The sequence below is a fragment of the Aerococcus urinaehominis genome (assembly GCF_001543245.1).
GTDB lineage: Bacteria > Bacillota > Bacilli > Lactobacillales > Aerococcaceae > Aerococcus > Aerococcus urinaehominis.
In genome coordinates, this window is the sequence record NZ_CP014163.1 from 1,751,119 (window position 1) to 1,767,301 (window position 16,183).

The 16,183-nt window shown below is 46.4% G+C and carries 11 protein-coding genes; 8 read left to right on the forward strand and 3 right to left on the reverse strand.

Features of this window, described 5'->3' with window-relative positions; genetic code table 11:
- The first annotated feature begins 278 nt into the window (after positions 1 to 278).
- From nagA to AWM75_RS08190, 3 genes are all read left to right on the forward strand, one after another.
- Positions 279 to 1,436 carry an N-acetylglucosamine-6-phosphate deacetylase gene (gene nagA, locus AWM75_RS08180; RefSeq protein ID WP_067980686.1) on the forward strand — a complete coding sequence of 386 codons (1,158 nt, stop codon included), beginning with the start codon at positions 279 to 281 and terminating at the stop codon, positions 1,434 to 1,436.
- A 29-nt stretch (positions 1,437 to 1,465) separates the two neighbouring features.
- Complete coding sequence (locus AWM75_RS08185) at positions 1,466 to 2,386, forward strand: DMT family transporter (protein WP_067980688.1); 921 nt, start codon at positions 1,466 to 1,468, stop codon at positions 2,384 to 2,386.
- 166 nt (positions 2,387 to 2,552) lie between these two features.
- Positions 2,553 to 3,146 (forward strand): sugar O-acetyltransferase, encoded by a 594-nt coding sequence (locus AWM75_RS08190; protein ID WP_067980690.1) that lies wholly within the window; start codon positions 2,553 to 2,555, stop codon positions 3,144 to 3,146.
- A 1,309-nt stretch (positions 3,147 to 4,455) separates the two neighbouring features.
- On the opposite strand, the gene AWM75_RS08195 is transcribed toward AWM75_RS08190, so the two are convergent.
- Positions 4,456 to 5,298 carry an aldo/keto reductase gene (locus tag AWM75_RS08195; RefSeq protein WP_067980692.1) on the reverse strand — a complete coding sequence of 281 codons (843 nt, stop codon included), beginning with the start codon at positions 5,296 to 5,298 and terminating at the stop codon, positions 4,456 to 4,458.
- Positions 5,299 to 5,509: 211 nt separating this feature from the next.
- Here AWM75_RS08195 and AWM75_RS08200 point away from each other — a divergent pair, with 211 nt between their 5' ends.
- Positions 5,510 to 6,382, forward strand: coding sequence for a MetQ/NlpA family ABC transporter substrate-binding protein (locus AWM75_RS08200; RefSeq protein ID WP_067980694.1), 873 nt, complete (start codon positions 5,510 to 5,512; stop codon positions 6,380 to 6,382).
- Positions 6,383 to 6,851: 469 nt separating this feature from the next.
- Here the strand turns inward: AWM75_RS08200 and AWM75_RS08205 are convergent, their stop codons facing one another.
- A complete protein-coding gene (locus AWM75_RS08205) occupies positions 6,852 to 8,027 on the reverse strand; it encodes an IS256 family transposase (protein ID WP_067977262.1) in 1,176 nt (391 codons plus the stop codon).
- Positions 8,028 to 8,864: 837 nt separating this feature from the next.
- Here AWM75_RS08205 and AWM75_RS08210 point away from each other — a divergent pair.
- Positions 8,865 to 9,173, forward strand: coding sequence for a hypothetical protein (locus AWM75_RS08210; protein ID WP_067980696.1), 309 nt, complete (start codon positions 8,865 to 8,867; stop codon positions 9,171 to 9,173).
- A gap of 148 nt (positions 9,174 to 9,321) precedes the next feature.
- On the opposite strand, the gene AWM75_RS08215 is transcribed toward AWM75_RS08210, so the two are convergent.
- Positions 9,322 to 10,362 carry a hypothetical protein gene (locus tag AWM75_RS08215; RefSeq protein WP_067980698.1) on the reverse strand — a complete coding sequence of 347 codons (1,041 nt, stop codon included), beginning with the start codon at positions 10,360 to 10,362 and terminating at the stop codon, positions 9,322 to 9,324.
- Between the two features lie 376 nt (positions 10,363 to 10,738).
- On the opposite strand from AWM75_RS08215, the gene AWM75_RS08220 reads away from it, so the two are divergent.
- From AWM75_RS08220 to treC, 3 genes are all read left to right on the forward strand, one after another.
- Positions 10,739 to 11,326 (forward strand): hypothetical protein, encoded by a 588-nt coding sequence (locus AWM75_RS08220; RefSeq protein WP_067980700.1) that lies wholly within the window; start codon positions 10,739 to 10,741, stop codon positions 11,324 to 11,326.
- Positions 11,327 to 12,151: 825 nt separating this feature from the next.
- On the forward strand, positions 12,152 to 13,654 hold the full coding sequence (treP, locus tag AWM75_RS08225) for a PTS system trehalose-specific EIIBC component (protein WP_067980702.1): 1,503 nt from the start codon (positions 12,152 to 12,154) through the stop codon (positions 13,652 to 13,654).
- Between the two features lie 87 nt (positions 13,655 to 13,741).
- Complete coding sequence (gene treC / locus AWM75_RS08230; RefSeq protein WP_067980703.1) at positions 13,742 to 15,436, forward strand: alpha,alpha-phosphotrehalase; 1,695 nt, start codon at positions 13,742 to 13,744, stop codon at positions 15,434 to 15,436.
- The last annotated feature ends 747 nt before the right edge of the window (positions 15,437 to 16,183 follow it).

The following is a 16,183-nucleotide window of genomic DNA, read 5'->3' on the forward strand; positions in this document are numbered from 1 at the left end:
GTGAAAGGACTGCTGGTCTGTCAAAGCGAACCCGACTAAACAGGGTGTGACGACCAGCGCCCTGAACTGGTGCACTGGAGTAAACTAGGACCATTATCTGCAAGATAATGCGTCCAAGTTTGCGAAGTGACAGCCAGTTCAGCTGGTCGGAACCCGACTAAACAGGGTGCGATCTTTGGCGCTCTAAACCAATCCCCACCAATCAACCAACTAATACATTAACCAAGGGCTGGCAGTCGTTTATCTGCCAGCTTTTGGCGCTTTTACAGGAGGATGCCATGTATATTTACGCCAAGTCTTTTATTATGGCTGACCAGACCCATCCAGCTGGCTATTTAGCCATTGATGACCAAGGCCGTTTTGGTGACTGGCAGGCTGATTGGCCAGCTGACGCCAAGCCCCAGGATATTATCGACTACGGGGACTTTATTTTGGGACCCGGCCTGGTCGATGTCCATATCCATGGCTATCTGGGCCATGATGTCATGGACAATGAGCCAGCGGGGATTTTGGCTATGAGTCAAGCCCTCCTGACCTGTGGGGTCACGTCCTGGCTACCGACGACCTTGACGGCTAGTTTTGCCGATTTAAAGGCCGTTTGCCAGACCATAGCTGGCTGCCAGGACCAGGTTACTAGGGCTAAAATCCTGGGCATCTTTTTAGAAGGTCCCTTCTTTACCCCGACCCATGCCGGCGCCCAGGAGACCCAGTATATGTTGGCGCCGCGTCTGGATTATCTAGCTGCCTGGCAGGAAGCTGCCCAGGGGCTAGTGAAGAAGATTGCCCTGGCTCCGGAATATCCGGGGGCGGTTGCCTTTATCCGCCAGGCCAATCAAATGGGCATCCAGGTGGCCCAGGCCCATTCTAATGCCACTTATGATCAGGCTCGTGAGGCCGAGCTGGCAGGGGCCAAGACCTATATCCATACTTATAACGGTATGCGGGGTCTCCACCACCGCGAGCCCGGGATTTTAGGGGCAGCCCTAACTTCTGATGCAGCTTATCTAGAAATGATTGCCGATGGCCACCATGTCCATCCCGCTGCCATCAAGTTAGCCCTGCAGGCAGCCGGCCCTGACCGCTTGGTCTTAATCTCAGACTGCATGCGGGCCGGGGGCATGCCGGAGGGCTTGTCCAGCCTGGGCGGCTACCAGGTTATGGTTAAGGACGGCCAGGCTAAGATTGTGGGCCGGGATAATTTAGCGGGCTCGATTTTAAAGCTCAGCCAGGCGATTGAAAACCTGGTGGCTTGGGGGCTGGCCCCCTTGGACCAGGCGGTGCGCATGGCGGCTACCAATCCGGCTGCTTCCATAGGCCTGGCTGACCAGGTCGGGGTGGTTAAGCCCGGTTTAGCCGCTGACTTTATTATTTTAAATGACCAAGGCCAGCTTCAAGCGACTTATTTAGCCGGTCAACTGGCCTACCAGGTCGATTAGTGATAATGATTTATAAGGAGTGTTACTGTATGCATAAAGAAAAAGCCAGCTGGCAGGGCTATCTCTGGATCATGCTGGCGGGTATTTCCTGGGGGACGGGTGGCTTCTTTGTCACCAAACTGGCCCAGGCCGGGGTGTCCTCATCCTTCACCGCCTTCTCGGGCCACTTTTTAGCTATTTGGCCCTTAGCCTTGGTGCTGTTAGCACGGGGTGGTTGGTCGGCCCTAAAGATTTCTAAGCGTGGCTTGATTTTTGCCATTTTGATGGGGATTGTTGGCAAGGGGCTGTTTTTGGTCTCTTACAACCGGACGATTCAGCTAGCTGGGGTGTCAACAGCCTCCATCCTACTTTATACCTCGCCACTTTTTACCAGCCTGCTGTCGGTCTTAATTTTTAAAAGTCGTTTGACCAAGCAACAAATCCTGGCTTTGGCCCTGAACCTGGTGGCTGCCTTCTTGGTGGTAACGGGTGGCCAGGTCAACCAGCTCAATATTTCAGCCCTGGCCCTGGTTTTGGGCATTACCGCGGCTGGCCTCTACGCCCTTAATACTATTTTGGGCAAGTTTGCCACCCAGGGCGATGATCCCCTGGTTATGACCTTTTATATGCTGGTCTTTTCTTGTTTGACCATTGCCAATTTCGCTGACCCCGTGAACCAGGTCCGCTTGCTGGATTCCTGGCCCTTATGGGGACTGGTTATCGTCAATTCCATCATTGCTTCGGTAGTTGCCAACACGGCCTATCTGCGGGGCTTGTCGCTGCCGGTCGACCCAGCCCGGGTGTCGATTGTGGCTTCAATTGAGCTAGTGGTGGCCAACTTAATCGGGGTCCTGGTCTTCAAGGAAGCCTTTAACCTGACCAAGGGAGTGGGCATCTGTTTATTGGTCGGGTCTATTTTGCTGATGAACTGGGTGCCCAAGGCTAAAGATTTGGACGAGGCCCAGTCATAATTAATTAAAAGTTTTAGTCGTCAGTGCGCTAAGCGAGCTGGCGGCTTTTTTCTTGAATTGGCTTTCGCTTGGTTATGTTGAAAAGCAGTTAGGGTCTTAATTGTTCCCTGCCAGCTTACGGGTTATAATGGGGAAAAGTAGCTAGAAAGGTAAGGAGATGGTAGCGATGGACCACAAGGAGAGAATGTTAGCGGGGCTCTGGTATGATGCCAATTATGACCCAGACCTCTTGGCCATGCGGGAGCGGGCTGATGACCTCTGTTTTCAGTTTAACCAGACCAGCCCCAAAAACCAGGCAGCCAGGGCTGAGATTTTACAAGCCTTGATGCCTGGCTTAGCTGAGGATGTGACCATCCTAGCGCCCTTGTATATGGACTATGGCAGCCTGACCCAGATTGGCGCCGGCTCCTTTGTCAACCACAATGCCTACTTTATGGATGGCGGGACCATTAGCCTGGGCCGTAACTGCTTTATTGGGCCTAACTGTGGCTTTTACACGGCCGACCATCCCTTGGTCGCTGCTGAACGTAACCAAGGCCTGGAAATGGCCCGGCCCATTAAGCTAGGTGATAATGTCTGGTTGGGGGCGGATGTGACGGTTTTACCGGGCGTGACCATTGGCGCCGGTAGTGTTATCGGGGCTAAAAGTGTGGTGACCAAGGATATCCCAGCCGGGGTCCTGGCCCTGGGCAATCCCTGCCGGGTCGTCCGTGAAATCACCGACCAGGACAGCATCGGCGACTGGCAGGCGGAAGCATAATTGCGGGGTTAAAAAAGAGGCTGTGACAAAGGTCCTTTAGTGCTGAAGTCTTGGACCAAAAGTTGAATGATATTTGCAAGATAAGGATGGATTTTGAGAAACAACGCCAAGCTAGGGCGTTAGCCGTGGATCAGCCCTGGCTAGATTGATAATAGGCGAATAATAGCGAGAGCCTGGGATTTATCCCAGGCTCTTCTATTTTGACTGTTAGGTGGGCAACAGGTGGAGTTGCCACTAGGGAAATAGCTTAGCTAGTGGGATTAAGCTATTTGGAATCGCAGTCGGTAGTCAACCTCATGGCATTTCATCTCTGAAGTAGCTTAAGTGGTGGAGTTAAGCTACTTGGAAGCTGAGTCAAAAGCTAATTTAACTAAATCTCGACGTTGAAGTAGCTTAAGTGGCGGAGTTAAGCTACTTGAAACTGTGCTCGGTAGCCAATCTCGAGGCATTCTATCTCTGAAATAGCTTAAGTGAAGGTGTTTAGCTACTTGGAAGCGGGGTCAAAAGCTAATTTAACTAAATCTCGACGTTGAAGTAGCTTAACTAGTGGAGTTATGCTATTTGGATACAAGCTCAACAGCTAGTTTCATAAATTTCCTGTTTTGAAGTAGCTTAAGTGGTGGTGTTAAGCTATTTGAACCTGTGTCAAAAGTTAATTTGATTAAATCCCGATGTTGAAGTAGCTTAAGTGGTGGAGTTAAGCTACTTGGAACCTGGCTATGTTTCTAAAATGCGGATAATAGCAAGAGCCTGGGATTTATCCCAGGCTCTTTTGATTTATTTACTTGTTTCTAGTGCCCCAGTTCAAAGCGCTGGTCGTCGCACCCTTTAGTCGGGTTCGGTCTGGCAGAACTGAAGTCCTTTCATAAAATCCAATACAATATCTGCGATATTGATTGTCTTTTATTCCAAGGATTCAGTTCTAAGCGCCAGCCCTCACACCCTGTTTTAGTCGGGTTCGGCTTGGCAGGACTGAAGCCACTTCAGAAACTAGTCTCAATAGCTTGCAGCTATTGGCCTAATTCCTTCCAGTGGTTCATTCCTGAACGCCAAGCCTCACACCCTGTTTTAGTCGGGTTCGAAAAAGCAGACCTGGCGCTACTTCATAAAATCCGGCACATTATCTTTTAGATAATGACCGTATTTTATTCCAGTAGTCCATTTCTGAGCGCTTTTTCTCACACCCTGGTTAGTCGGGCTCCAAGAAGCTGAACTGAAGTCCTTTCACTAGGCAGACTCAATATCTTTTAGATATTGGTCTGCCTAGCTCCAAGGATCCAGTTCAGATCGCTTCTTGTCGCACCCTGGTTTAAAATGGTTTGGTGTTTGGGTCTGGGCACTCGACGTCGATGTCTAAGTTGTCGAGGGTGGCCATGTCTTCTGGGCTGATGGTCAGGTCAGGCAGGTCAAAGTTGGCTTTAATATTATCAGGATTGGATGACCGGGGTAGGACGATAAAGTCGTGCTGGAGGGCCCAAGTTAGGGCCAGCTGGGCCACGCCAGTCTGGTACTTGTCAGCCAGGGTTTTAATCTCTTCATTAGCGAATAGGTCGCCGGAACCAAAAGGACTGTAGGCTTCTAGGGCCATTCCATGTGCTTTGGAGAAATCAACCAAGTCCTTTTGCAGGAGGCCTGGGGTCAGCTTGATTTGGTTGACCATGGGCTTGATGCGGGCTGTTTCTGCCAGGGCTTGATAATGTTCTTGGTGGAAGTTAGAAATGCCAATGGACTTGGCTAAACCTTGGTCGTAGAGGTCTTCCAGGGCCCGCCAAACCTCAGCATTACGGGCTTGGTAGCCCGGTTCTTCCCGGTAGGCTTGGGGGTTAGGCCAGTGGACTAGTAAGAGGTCGACATAGTCGGTTTGGAGTTTTTTTAAGGATTCCTCAAATGAAGCAATTGTCCCTTCATAAGTAGCCTGGTCATTCCAAATTTTGGTGGTTAGAAAAATATCGGCGCGATCAACGTGCGAATCTTTAATAGCCTGGCCGACACCGGCTTCATTCTTGTAGGTTTGGGCCGTATCGATATGACGGTAGCCAGCTTCTAGGGCAGCGGTGACCGCCTGGATAACTTCCTCGCCATCGGCCAAACGCCAGGTGCCAAAGCCAAGGGCCGGTACTTGCAAACCATTTGCTAATTCAACTGTTTTCATTTTATACCTCCTAAAATAGCGGTTACATGTTACTTTAAGTTTACCATAGTGGCTTGAAAAATAAAGGATCTTGCTGGTTGTGGTTTGGTAAAGGCTAGCTGACCCGGCTGGTCAAGCGGGCGATCAAGCCTGATCGTTAAGAGAGGGCTTACATAATGGGCTGGCTTTCTCTATACTAGGAGTAGAATTGATTAGACTAGGAGTGGTGAATATGAAACCGTTGAAATATCTTTTGGCAGTGACGGCAAGTTTATTTTTAGTCGCCTGTGGTGGGGAACAGGGCGCTGACAAAAACCAGGCCAGCCAGTCAGGTGACTTAACCGAAATTACCATCGCCTCTAAGGGGTCGGATGCAGAAGTTTGGCGTCATATTGCTGACTTAGATGAAACCAAAGAAGCTGGATTCAAACTTAAAGTGGAAGACTTTGTTGAGGGACCACAAATTAACCAGGCAACTGCTGAGGGAGAGGTTGATGTCAATGCTTTCCAAAACTTCGGTTATGTCAATGCCTATAATGAAGAAGCTGCTGATGATTTGAAGTTAGCGACAATTGGCACAACTTATCTTGAGCCTATGGGACTCTACTCTAAAAAGCATCAAGTCTTATCTGACTTGCCTGACGGTGCGACTATCGGCTTACCAGAGTATCCTTCTGACCAATCTCGAGCAGTCAAACTATTAGCGGCAGCAGGGTTGGTAAAATTAGATACCAATCAGGGTCTGTTGACAACAGCTAATATTATCGACAATCCGAAAAATCTAACATTCAATCTTATTAATGAAAATACTTTACCGCGTGTTTTAGATGACTTGGATGCGGCTGCTATCGGTAATACGATTTCCTTAGAAGCTGGATTAAAAGTTAACCAGGATACCATTTACAAAGAAGAAGTTTCTGAAGAAAATGCACCGTCTGTTAACATCTTGGTGACAGCAGCTGGTCGAGAAAATGAGGATGCACTTAAAAAATTAGTTGACCTCTATCATTTACCAGTAGTTCAAGATTATGTGAATGAAAAATTTGAGGGTACTAAAATTCCCGTTCATTTTGACGACCAACAAGTTAAAAGTGCTATGAATTAAACTTACTACCGATTTTGAGCTAGCCAGCGCTAGCTCTTTTTAATAGCTTAATTTAGACCAGTTTTATAGATGATATGCTCTAAGTGCAAACTTGAGGAATTTGATTAAGGCTGTCATGGTAATAATCATATGCTAAAGTTCACTTAACGAGAGAAGAAATCAACCAGGCTGAAGCTAAATAATAAGCAGTTGAAAGATTGGCATTTAGGCCAATCTTTTTTACTTATTTAAGGTCTATTTGCGATTCTAGGCATTGAGCGCTTAAAATCAGATATTTACTACACTAACTAGGGAGAAGGTGTAGAGAAATATGATCAAGTCCATTTTTCTTTTCAATTCAGCGTGATTCACTACACTATTTGGGTGAGAAAGTGCAGAGAATCATTCCAGAGCACTTAACCAGGATGAGACTAGTGTCAAGTCCACAATCTTGTGTAAATTATAGAATGTAATTGGTGGGTATAAATATTTAGACTATGTTATTAAAGAATTTATGAGGACATGTCTCCCAATATTCATGCAAATCAAGCAATACACTTCCTATAAGTCGCTCCGCAGCCTCTATATTAGGAAAGAGGCCGACAACTTTCTCTCTTCTTCTAATTTCTCGATTTAGCCTTTCTAGACTGTTAGTTGTTTTCAGTGAAACGCGATAAGGTGTGGGTTCTAATAAGTATGGGATAGCATCTTCGAAGCCTTCCTCTAGCGTATTAACAGCTTTGTCATATTTCTCATTGCCACTAACGTATTCTACAAATTCAAATTTTAACTCTCGCGCTCTTTGTTGACTATCAGCATTAAATATTCTCTTTAGAAGACTTCTCTCATGACTGCAATCCTTTTTTGGAAAATGAGCTAAAATATTACGTAGAAAATGAACCGTACACCGTTGCCAGGTAGTGCCTAAAAATTGATTACTAATCGCTGATTTTAGTCCCTTGTGGGCGTCAGATATAATTAATGTTGGTTTAGTTAGGCCTCTGGCCTTTAAATCAAGGAAGAAGTTCTTCCAGTTTTCTTCTGATTCATTATCAGCAATCATAAAGCCGATAATTTCGCGACGATTATCATCGTTAATACCCTGAGCAATATAAACACCTTTAGAGACAGAACGATGGTTTTCGCGAACTTTAATATACATGGCATCGACATAAACATATCGAAAATTCGTATGTGTTAGGGAACGCCCTTTAAATTCGAAAACAGCAGGGTCCAAGTTTTTATTTACTGAAGAGACAAATGATTTAGAAACACCTTCGCCACAGAGTGTTTCAACAACCTTCTTAATACGGCGTGTTGAGACCCCATTAATATACATTTCGGTTAAAACAGCCACAAAGGCCTTGTCCATACGTTGATATTTATCGAATAGCTTGGTATCAAATTCTCCTGATCGTGTCCGAGGGACATCCAGTTCAACAGTCCCTACCTTTGTTTTAAAGTTTCTTTTATAGGAGCCATTACGATAATCTTTCCGGTCATCTGTGCGCTCATAGCGCTTAGCATTAATAAATTCCTCACGCTCTGCTTGCATATAGGCATTAAAGATGGTTACAGTTAGGGACTTCATCATCTGATCCATATCACTGTTTAGAACTGCCTCTGTAATTTCTTCTAAGTTTAGGGTAATATTTAGTTGAGCCATAATAATCTTCCTTTCAATGTGTTTTAGCCAATTACATTGTAACCAAAAAAGATTATTATGGTTTTTCTTTTTACACAATTATATGGACTTAATCGAGACTAGGGGGATTCACTACCCTAATTAGAGAAAAACGTGTAGAGAATTGAGCTCTCTCGCCAGTCTGCCTACAGTTTACTAGTATTCACTACCCTAACTAGGCGATAAGGTGTAGTGAATCATTCTAGACAACTTAATCAGGATGAGGCTAGGAGAATTCACTACCCTAACTAGACGAAAAAGTGTAGAGAATTTCTCCCGCTAGCCAGTCTGCCAACAGATTACTAACATTCACTACCCTAACTCAGGGAGAAGGTGTAGTGAATCATTCCAGAGCACTTAACCAGGATGAGGCTAGGGGGATTCACTACCCTAATTAGAGAAAAACGTGTAGAGAATTGAGCCCTCTAGCCAGTCTGCCTACAGTTTACTAGTATTCACTGCACTAACTCAGGGAGAAGGTGTAGAGAATCATTCCAGAAAACTTAATCAGGATGAGGCCAGGGCAATTCACTACCCGAACTAGACGAAAAAGTGTAGAGAATTGTTCCCGCTAGCCAGTCCGCCTATAGTTTACTAGCATTCACTACCTAAACTGAGCGAGTTGGTGTAGTGAACCACCTAGTCTAGGAAGCAAAAAGTTAAAAATCGATATAGGATAAGGGACTATTTTAGCTAGAAAGCCGGTTGCAACCTCCGTATCCCCATCATGCCGCTGATTAGCTAGCTTGGTTAATATGTCATGAATAGCTGGACAAAAACAGAACGTATGTTCTATAATATCCATAAGGAGGGACTATCATGCATTTAATCCAGCGGGCCAAGATCAAACGCCAGCCTTATGATATTGTCGCCTGGTTGACCAGCAAGGGCTATGTCTTCCACGATACCTTTATTAAAATTGGCGACTACAAGTTAGGGCGGGACTGGTGTGAGGCCTGGTCGGTCCATAAGCCGGCCGAGAATTTTATGTTTGAGAACTATGTTTTATTATTTACGGCTGACTATCTTTATGTGGTGGCGCCTGGCAAGGTGCTCATCAGCCCAGATAGTGTGGGGGAATACATTGACCAAGTTCTAGCCCCCAAGTTAGCCCAAGCGACTAGCTAGCCAGGGGAGTCCAGGCCGGGTGTGGCTGAGTCCATAAGTTACATAGTTGATTTAGCCCAGTTTACTTGGCCCAATAAATATGGTCAGCAGACAAAAAAAGCAAGCCCCACCATGAGGCTTGCTTTTTTAAGGCAAATTTTTATCTTAATTAGGCTTGGTTTTCTGGATCGTGAGTTAATTTCACACCAGCGTAACCAGAACCAGCAGCGATGATAGCTGATAATAGTAAACCAACGAAGGCCCATACTGAACCAGCTGCACCTGTGTTAGTAGCTTGGGTTGCAGATTGTTCAACTTGGTCAACAGTTTGGTCAACTTGAACTTTAGCATCTTGGATGGCTTGAGAAGCGTTGTTTAAAGCAACAGTTGCTTGGTCAGAAGCTTCTTGTAAACCATTGTAGATGTTGTTAACAGCTTGGTCAGCTTCAGCAGGTGTTAATTCAGTGTTTGTAGCAACAGCTGAAGAAATCGCATCGCGGTCAGCAGCGTTTGAGATTGTTTCAACGCGGTTAGCTAAGCTATCAGTGGTATTTTGGATGATCGCATCAGCGTTTTCTGGGTTAACCACAATTTCGCGACCAGCAGCAACGATTTCATCGCGGGCTGCTTGTAATTGATTGTTGATGTATTCAGGTTGTAACTCAGGTACATCAGTATCGCGTAAGATTTGGTTAACGTCGGCTTGTAATTGTTGGTCGTCAACGTTTTGGATATCGTTAGCGATATTGTTGTAAGCTGATTCAACAGCGTTACCAGCTGAGTTAGCAGCTTGAGATACGGCATTGCCAGCTACGTTAGCAGCTGAAGAAGCCACGTTACCAGCTAGGGTAGCAACTGAGCTTAACAACATACCAAGTAATACGAAGATAATGGTAATTGATGAAGCCCAAGTAACGAAACCATGTAAAGCACCCACACGACGGGCAGCAATACCTGATACAAAACCAGCACCAGCAAATGATAAAATCAATACAATGACTGACCAAATGCCCATGCCAGTACCAACACCAGAGAATGGGTTAGCAGTAGTGAAATCAACCACACCTAAGCCGATAGCGGCAGAGATAGTTGATAGGGTAACAAAAATGGCAAAGAATGATACAACACCAGCGAAGATTGAACCCCAAGAGATATTGTAACCAGCTTCCTTGTCATAATCGCTTAAATAGCGAGTGACACGAGTTTTCATAATGTGAAACTCCTCCTTCTTATTATTTTATAATTGCCTATAATATAACTGTAACAATTAAGTCGCTAAGAAGCAATTGATAAGGTCCGCAAACCTTTCTACACCAAGTTTTCAGGCGGTTATCATATTTTTATAAAAGCCCAAAAACGCGCACTGTTAACAAAGAAAGCGATTGCTGGTCCAGGTCAAAATAGAAACAAAAATTGTATTTTGCTTCTAGGCTAGGATTATTAAAAACTTCAGTCAGCTTTTAAAAAAAGTCTGGATAATCCTTAAAGGCTTATTAAAGATTTACTTTTAGCGGTCAGCGACTGCCATCTTATGTTACAATGTTTTGGATAGATATGATTACTGAAGTAAGAGAGGTATTATAATCATGAATTATAAAAAAGGCATGGTCCTTTTAGCCGGAGTGGCTTTACTAGCAGCTTGCGGTCAGAGTAAGGAAGATACAGCTTATAATGAATCAAGCTCTTCAGGTACGACCCAAGCCCAGGTTAAGCACAACGCCCGTAGTAATAAGAAAACCAGCAAGGCATCAAGCCAGTCTAAGTCACAATCTGTTGCAACCAATAGCCAAGCGCCAGCTAGCCAGCCAGCGCCAGCTACTAGCGGCAGTGTAGCGGAAAGCCAGCCAGCAGCCAGCGCTGGCATCGTGGATAATAATCCCGGTGTGACCAGCGACCAAGCAGCTAATGTGACAGCCAACGATGACTTGATTCGTCAGTATTTGGATGAGGCTGTGCCCCTAATTAACCAAGTCTCTAACGGTATGTTCCAGTCAAGCGAGTACTTCTTCATGCCTTATTTAGAAGAGGATGGTACTTTGACAATTGAAGTCCGTCGTCAGTCACCTGGTGACCAAGCGCAAACCAATTTGATTACTATCTATAGCTATGACCATGAACATGGCCACTTGATGGAATTTAATGCCGCCACTGGTGACATGCAACAAGTAAATTAAAGTAAGCAGGGTGTGAGAAAAAGCGCTCTGAACCCGACTAAAAAGGTGTGACAACCAGTTCGGCTACTTCGAAGCTGACTATACTGATATTACACCTAAAATAGCGAGATCCTGGGGGATAAGCCCCCAGGATCTTTTCTTTTGACTGTCAGGTGGGCAACAAGTGGAATTCCGACGCTGAAGTAGCCTAAGTGGTGAAGTTAGGCTATTTGGCACCTAGGTCAAAAGCTAATTTGACTAAAACTAAATGCTGAAGTAGTTTAACTGTTGGTGTTAGGCTACTTGGGGCCAAGCTCAAAAGCTAATCTCATTCAATACATGCCTTGAAGTAGCTTAAGTGGTGGTGCTAAGCTACTTGGGGCCGAGCTCGAGAGCTGATTCCACGCAATATCTGTTCTGAAGTAGCTTAAGTGGTGGAGTTAGGCTATTTGGCACCTAGGCCAAAAGCTAATTTGACTAAATTTAAACGCTGAAGTAGCTTAACTGTTAATGTTAAGCTATTTGGGGCCGAGCTCAAAAGCTGATTCCACGCAATTTCTGCTCTGAAGTAGCTTAACTGTTAATGTTAAGCTACTTGGGGCCAAGCTAGACTTGACTGTTGCGAAAAGCGGTCAGGTCTGCCGAGTCGAACCCAACTATACTAATCCTACACCTACAATAGCGAGATCCTGGGGGCTTATCCCCCAGGCTCTTTTTGCTTGCGAAAAAAATAAATAAGCTAATACTTTGCGCTGAAATCGTTTACAATATATAATGGAATTGCTTTCAAATGGGACCTGGTCAACCAGGCCAAATGCATGATTTGTCAGCTAGAGGAGGTTTATGATGAGCGCATTTAGACAAGATGCGGGTGATTTATTAAAGCATATTGGGGGCCGGGATAATATCCAAGCGATGACCCACTGTGCCACCCGGATGCGGTTTGTCCTCAATGATCCGGACGCCGCCGATGTCGAGGCCATCGAGGAAATTCCATCGGTCAAGGGGACCTTTACCCAATCCGGCCAATTCCAGGTCATTATTGGGAACAAGGTGGCTGATTTCTACAATGATTTTGAAGCCCTTTCCGGGGTAACCGGGACGACTAAAGAGGCCGTTAAGCAGGAGGCAGCCAAGCACCAGCAAAATAAATTGCAACAGGCTATGACCTTCTTAGCTGAAGTCTTTGCGCCAATTATTCCCGCTATTATCTGTGGTGGTTTGATTCTTGGCTTCCGTAATGTCTTGGAAGGAGTGCCCATGGAAATGCTGGGGCAAAAGATTGTCGATGGGGTGGCCCAAACCGCAGCCGATGGGTCAGCTGTCTACAATACCATTGTTGATGTCTCACCTTTCTGGGCTGGGGTTAACAGCTTCCTCTGGCTACCAGGTGAAGCCATCTTCCACTTTCTACCTGTTGGCATTACCTGGTCAGTCACCCGCAAGATGGGCACGACCCAAATTTTAGGGATTATCTTGGGGATTACCCTGGTATCACCGCAATTGCTGAATGCCTATGCAGCTCCCGAAGCCATTGCCAGCGGGGCGGTGCCACAATGGGATTTTGGTTTCTTCCAATTAGACATGATTGGCTACCAGGCCCAAGTCTTACCGGCCATGTTTGCAGGCTTAGCCCTGGCTTGGCTGGAACGATTCTGGCGTAAGCATGTGCCAGAGACGGTGGCCATGATTTTCGTGCCTTTCCTATCCCTACTACCAGCCATTGTTCTGGCCCACACTATTTTAGGGCCTTTAGGCTGGCAAATTGGCACTTGGATTGGCCAAGTGGTCTATGCGGGCTTGACTGGTCCAGTTTCTTGGCTCTTTGGCCTGATTTTTGGGGCCCTTTATTCACCGCTAGTAATTACTGGTCTTCATCATATGACCAACGCCATCGACTCGCAATTAGTAGCTGACTTTGGCGGTACCGGCTTGTGGCCAATGATTGCCTTGTCTAATATTGCCCAGGCCTCAGCGGTAATGGGGGTTTGGTGGATGACTCGCAAGGATGAAAAAGAAAACCAAATTACCTTACCTTCAGCTATTTCTGCCTATTTAGGGGTCACTGAACCAGCCATGTTTGGGGTGACCATCAAGTATGTTTACCCATTTGTGGCTGCCATGATTGGTTCAGGCCTAGCTGGTTTAATTTCAACCCTATCCGGCATCACCGCCAACTCCATTGGGGTAGGGGGCCTGCCAGGTATCCTGGTTATCCAACAACCTTACTGGGTCTGGTTCCTAATCGCCATGGCGGTAGCCATCGTGGTCCCATTTGTTTTGACCCTAACCTTCAAGAAGCTTGGCTTTTTAACCAAGAGCAAGTTGGACTTCAATATTAAATTTTAATTGCTAGGCTACTCATGAAAAGGTCGAGGCTGGTTGGCCTGGACCTTTTCTAGTAGTTTGACCCGAATTTTTAACAAGGAGGCACTTATGACAAAAGCACTCGGCCAGTATGTAATCTACCAAGTTTATCCTAAATCCTTTAAAGATAGTGACGGCGACGGACATGGTGATCTACGCGGGGTGATTGAAAAGCTGGACTACCTGGCTCAGTTAGGGATTGATATGATCTGGCTCAATCCCTTTTATCCTTCGCCGCAAAAGGACAATGGCTATGATATTTCTGACTATACTGCTATCGACCCCCGTTACGGGACCATGACTGATTTTGAAGACCTGGTTGACCAGGCTGGTCAGCGGGGCATTGGCCTGATGCTGGACATGCCCCTCAACCATTCGTCTATTGACCATGACTGGTTCCAGGCAGCCCTTTCAGGGGATGAATATTACCAGGACTACTACTATATTCGGCCTGCCAAGGCGGACGGGTCTCTGCCCACCAACTGGGCATCTAAATTTGGGGGACCGGCCTGGGCACCCTTTGCTGGTGAGGAGGGGGAATATTACCTCCACCTCTATGACCGGACCCAAGCCGACCTCAACTGGCACAATCCTGCTGTTCGCCACGATCTCTACGATATTTTACGCTTTTGGCTGGCCAAGGGGGTCAAGGGCTTCCGCTTTGATGTTATGAACGTGATTGGTAAGGACGAGGTCCTGGTTGACTCGACCGGGGGACCGGGCTCCAGCCAGGAAAAACGCCTGTATACGGATACCGAAAATGCCCACCGCTGGGTCCATGAAATGAACCGGGCAAGCTTTGGCCAAAACCCTGACATTATTACCGTTGGCGAAATGTCGTCAACGACTATTGCTGATGGCATCCGCTATACCCAGCCCGACCAAGAAAAATTGGATATGATCTTCTCCTTCCACCATTTGAAGGTAGACTACCAGGACGGGGACAAGTGGACCACCATGCCTTTTGATTTTATGGCCCTCAAGCAAATCCTCAACGACTGGCAAAGGGGGATGGCGGCCGGCCAGGGTTGGAATGCTCTGTTTTTTAACAACCATGACCAACCCCGGGCTAATTCGCGCTTTGGCGACCCGGACAACTATCCTTATGAAACAGCCACCATGCTGGCCCAGACCATCCATTTGATGCGGGGGACGCCTTATATTTTCCAAGGGGAGGAGATTGGCATGACCAATCCCGGCTTTGACCACTTGGCGGACTACCGCGATGTTGAGAGCCTTAATTACTACCAAATTTTACGCGACCAGGGCTTAGATGACCGCCAAGCCATGGCCATTATTAAGGAAAAATCGCGGGATAATTCACGGACCCCCATGCAGTGGGACGATTCCGACCAGGCCGGCTTTACCACCGGCCAGCCCTGGATTAAGCTAGCTGATAACTATGAGCGGATTAATGTTGCTCGAGAAGTCGCCCAGGGTAAAATTTTCCCTTACTACCAAGCGCTAATTAAGCTGCGCCATGACTTAGAAATTATCCAGCTAGGGGACTATGAAGGCCTATTACTGGACCATCCTCAAGTCCTGGCCTACCGCCGTCGCTTGGACGACCAGGAGCTCGTAGTCTTTAGCCATTTCTACCCGGGTCAAGCTGAAGTCAACCTTAACCAGACTGATCTAAACCTAAACCAGGCTTGGACTAAGTTAATCGGCAACGGTGAATTAAATGAACTCACCAGCCAATTCCAGTTGGGACCATATGAAACCGTCGCTTTTATTAGTGGTGGGCCAGCAGTCGGCAGCTAGCCTGACGCCCAAGGATTCTGGACTGAACGGCAAGTCTCACACCCTTTTTAGTCGGGTTCCGAGCACCTTTTTCAGCTATGCCATCATCTAAGCTACTTCAGTGCTAGGATTTAGTTGAATTAGCTTTTGCCCCAGGCTCCTAATAGCTTAACACCGCCAGTTAAGCTACTTCAGACATGTATTGAATGAGATTAGCTGTTGAGCTCGGCCCCAAGTAGCTTAACGCCATTACTTGAGCTACTTCAGCGTTTAGATTTAGTCAAATTAGCTTTTGCCCCAGGCTCCAAATGGCTTAACACCGCTACTTAAGCTATTTCAGAGATAGCATTTCACGAGATCTGCTATCGAGCGCGATTCCAAGTAGCTTAACGCCATCACTTAAGCTAGTTCAGCATCGACATTCCTTGGGATTTATTGTTTAGCTTGGACCCAAATAGCTTAAGACCCTCACTTAAGCTATTTCAGAGAGGGGATTACACGAGATTGCCTGTTGAGATTGGGCCCAAATGGCTTAAGACCGCCACTTAAGCTAGTTCAGCGTCGAAATTCTACCTGTTGCCACCTAATAGTTAAAATAAAAGAACCCGGGACATTTGTCCCGGGTTCTCGCTATTGTACGAATATTATCAGCCAAAGCTCACATCCTTTTAGTCGGGTTCGGTCTGGCAGAACTGAAGTCCTTTCATAAAATTCGACACAATATCTGCGACATTGGTCGTCTTTTATTCCAAGGATTCAGTTCTAAAC

Excerpts from the sequence above, each read along its gene's own strand:
- nagA (WP_067980686.1), top strand. The coding sequence starts at position 279 with ATGTATATTTACGCCAAGTCTTTTATTATGGCTGACCAGACCCATCCA.
- AWM75_RS08185 (WP_067980688.1), top strand. The coding sequence starts at position 1,466 with ATGCATAAAGAAAAAGCCAGCTGGCAGGGCTATCTCTGGATCATGCTG.
- AWM75_RS08190 (WP_067980690.1), top strand. The coding sequence starts at position 2,553 with ATGGACCACAAGGAGAGAATGTTAGCGGGGCTCTGGTATGATGCCAAT.
- AWM75_RS08195 (WP_067980692.1), bottom strand. The coding sequence starts at position 5,298 with ATGAAAACAGTTGAATTAGCAAATGGTTTGCAAGTACCGGCCCTTGGC.
- AWM75_RS08200 (WP_067980694.1), top strand. The coding sequence starts at position 5,510 with ATGAAACCGTTGAAATATCTTTTGGCAGTGACGGCAAGTTTATTTTTA.
- AWM75_RS08205 (WP_067977262.1), bottom strand. The coding sequence starts at position 8,027 with ATGGCTCAACTAAATATTACCCTAAACTTAGAAGAAATTACAGAGGCA.
- AWM75_RS08210 (WP_067980696.1), top strand. The coding sequence starts at position 8,865 with ATGCATTTAATCCAGCGGGCCAAGATCAAACGCCAGCCTTATGATATT.
- AWM75_RS08215 (WP_067980698.1), bottom strand. The coding sequence starts at position 10,362 with ATGAAAACTCGTGTCACTCGCTATTTAAGCGATTATGACAAGGAAGCT.
- AWM75_RS08220 (WP_067980700.1), top strand. The coding sequence starts at position 10,739 with ATGAATTATAAAAAAGGCATGGTCCTTTTAGCCGGAGTGGCTTTACTA.
- treP (WP_067980702.1), top strand. The coding sequence starts at position 12,152 with ATGAGCGCATTTAGACAAGATGCGGGTGATTTATTAAAGCATATTGGG.
- treC (WP_067980703.1), top strand. The coding sequence starts at position 13,742 with ATGACAAAAGCACTCGGCCAGTATGTAATCTACCAAGTTTATCCTAAA.